Here is a 214-nt window from a genome sequence, read left to right as displayed (position 1 = left end):
GCGGGGCTGACCAGGAGGGCGCGGTTCCCACCATCACCCACGAGCAGTATCAAAGTCTGGCCGACTTTCTGAAAGCCTGGAACAACCCCGCGCTTCTCCCCATCCAGATCGCCTACTACACCGGGCTTCGTATTGGCGAGGTCTGTGCGCTGACGTGGCAGGACATTGACTTGAAAGAACATGTCTGACGGTCCGCCGCAGTATGCGCTACAAC

1 pseudogene is annotated in these 214 nt (G+C 59.3%); it reads left to right on the top strand.

From position 1 onward, the window contains the following. A pseudogene (locus D1646_RS21890) lies at window positions 1–214 on the top strand (tyrosine-type recombinase/integrase); the annotation flags it as partial.

This window comes from Pseudoflavonifractor sp. 60, from assembly GCF_009911645.1.
In the GTDB taxonomy this organism is placed as follows: Bacteria; Bacillota; Clostridia; order Oscillospirales; family Oscillospiraceae; genus Lawsonibacter.
This window is presented reverse-complemented; position numbering and strand designations above follow the sequence as displayed.